General features: G+C 72.1%; 3 protein-coding genes. 1 reads left to right on the forward strand and 2 read right to left on the reverse strand.

Features of this window, described 5'->3' with window-relative positions; all coding sequences use genetic code 11:
- On the forward strand, positions 1-1,483 hold a 1,483-nt coding region (locus tag VF468_13615), incomplete at its 5' end, for a S8 family serine peptidase (GenBank protein HEX5879332.1).
- Here VF468_13615 and VF468_13620 read toward each other — a convergent pair.
- On the reverse strand, positions 1,437-1,814 hold the full coding sequence (locus VF468_13620) for a response regulator (protein ID HEX5879333.1): 378 nt from the start codon (positions 1,812-1,814) through the stop codon (positions 1,437-1,439). The genes VF468_13615 and VF468_13620 overlap by 47 nt on opposite strands.
- Positions 1,811-2,071, reverse strand: coding sequence for a sensor histidine kinase (locus tag VF468_13625; protein HEX5879334.1), 261 nt, complete (start codon positions 2,069-2,071; stop codon positions 1,811-1,813). Before VF468_13625 ends, VF468_13620 begins: the two co-directional genes overlap by 4 nt.
- Positions 2,072-2,203 lie beyond the last annotated feature (132 nt).

The following is a 2,203-nucleotide window of genomic DNA, read 5'->3' on the forward strand; positions in this document are numbered from 1 at the left end:
GGGCCGGCGCAGCGCCCAGCGGGTCGCCGTGAGCGCGGCCGCCGCGGCCAAGGCGGGCGGGATCAACCCCGACCCGGCCTGGGACTACAAGGGCCTGCTGTGGGACTACCGCCGCATGGGCCTGCCCGCCGGGTGGAAGCAGACGGCCGGCAAGCCGGCCGTGACCGTCGCCGTCGCCGACACCGGCCTCGACTACACCCACGCCGAGCTCGCCTCCAAGGTCGTCCAGGTGATCGACCTCACCGTCCTGGAGGGCGAGGAGCCGATCTGCAAGACCCTCTTCGGCCAGTCCGACGACGACCTGGCCGCCGAGTTCGGCGGACCGGCCAACGGCGACTGGAACGGGCACGGCTCCTGGATCGGCGGCAACATCGCCGCCGCCCTCAACGGCACCGGGACCAACGGCATCGCCCCCAAGGTCAAGCTGGTCGCGCTCAAGATCTCCCAGTGGTGCGGCTTCTCGTCCACCGCGGCCGAGCTGGCCGCCTTCACCACCGCCGCCGACATGGGGATCGACGTCGTCAACATCTCCTTCGGCGGCTACCTCGACCCGGCCGACCCCGAGTCGGCCGTCGCCTTCCAGGCCTATGCCGACGCCATCGCCTACGCCCGCTCCAAGGGCACCCTGATCGTTGGCTCGGCCGGCAACGCCCACGTCCGCATCGGGGCCAACGGCCGCATCACCTCCCACGGCCAGCTCACCGCCCCGGGGACCACGGCCGAGGACTTCGTCGACCTCTACGGGTACTACCGGGTCCCGACCGGCCCACCGGGGGCGCTGGTCGTCTCGGCCACCGGCAACCTGGTCAACGAGCCCTCGGCGACCTGCCCGCCGGGCACCGCCGACAACCCCAACGCCACCTGCAAGCCGGCCTCCGACGCCCACCAGCCGTTCGGGGTCGGCAAGCGCGACCAGCTGGCCTACTACTCCAACTACGGGGCGCGGGTCGACGTGGCCGCGCCCGGCGGGGCCCGCAAGTTCAACCTGCCCACCGGCGACCGGGGCGGCACGCCCGGGTTCCCGGTGACCGCCGACGACCTGACCAACGCCTGGCAGACCTTCAGCACGACCTCCAACTGGGCGGTCGAGATCCCCTGCTTCGTCTTCACCGCCGGGTCCGGGTTCCCGCAGGGCCAGTGCTACTCGACCATCCAGGGCACCTCGATGGCGGCCCCTCACGCGGCCGCGGCGGTGGCCCTGATCGCCAGCGAGCACCGGTCGCTGCGGCACCGCCCCGGGGGCGCTGGTGGCCCGCCTCGAGGCCACGGCCCGGTCGGTGCGCAACCACACCCCGCCGCTGTCGGCCACCGACACCTCGCCGGCCGACCTCACCGGGGTGGCCTGCCCGACCGGCTTCTGCCACCTGGGCGGGGCGCCGATCTCCAACCGCAACGCCTACGGGGCCGGCCTGGCCTATGTGGCCGATCCGTGAGGCTCAGTCGGCGCCCGACTGGTTGTGGCGGACTCGCTCGACCATGTTGAGCAGGGCCAGGGGGGAGAAGGGCTTGGTGAAGTAGTCGTCGGCCCCGGCGGCCAGGCCCTGGTCGCGGTCGCGCTCCTGGGCCTGGGCGGTGAGCATCACGACCACGATGTGGCTGGTGTCGGGGTCGGCCTTGAGCTGGCGGCAGACCTCAAGGCCGTCCAGCCTCGGCATCATGATGTCGAGCAGGACCAGCCGTGGGCCCTCGTCCCTGGCCTTCTCGAGCGCCTCGACCCCGTCCTCGGCCTCCAGGATCTCGTAGTCGTCGCCCTCGAGGGTGACGTGGACGAGGGCCCGCACGGCCGGTTCGTCGTCGGCGATCAGCAGCTTCATCGGCCGCTCCCGGCAAGCTCGCCGGAGGTTGGCGGGGCGAAGATGTACAGGCCGAGCCCGGTGCCGCCGGCGCGGCGGACCTCCCCGCGGTCGACCCGGTAGAACCTCTCGAACAACTGCCCCATGTCGCGTGGGCTCATCCCGATTCCCTGGTCCCGAACGCTCACCTGCACGGTTTCGCCGTCGTGGTCGACGGTGACGAGGACCTCGCCGCCCCCGGGGGAGTATTTGATCGCATTCCCAACCAGGTTGGTCAAAATCTGCTCCACCTTGCCGGGGTTGCCCAGGCCAGCATCAGCATGCCGAGCAGGGCGACCAGGACGGTGAGCTGCACCCGCAGGCGCCGCATGTCCTAGCGCCCGCGGTTCGCGGTCGCCTGGATCGCCGCC

The organism is Actinomycetota bacterium (assembly GCA_036280995.1).
Taxonomy (GTDB): Bacteria; Actinomycetota; CALGFH01; order CALGFH01; family CALGFH01; genus CALGFH01.

Bases quoted from the DNA above. Each gene is read 5' to 3' on its own strand.
- VF468_13620 (HEX5879333.1), bottom strand. From the start codon at position 1,814: ATGAAGCTGCTGATCGCCGACGACGAACCGGCCGTGCGGGCCCTCGTC.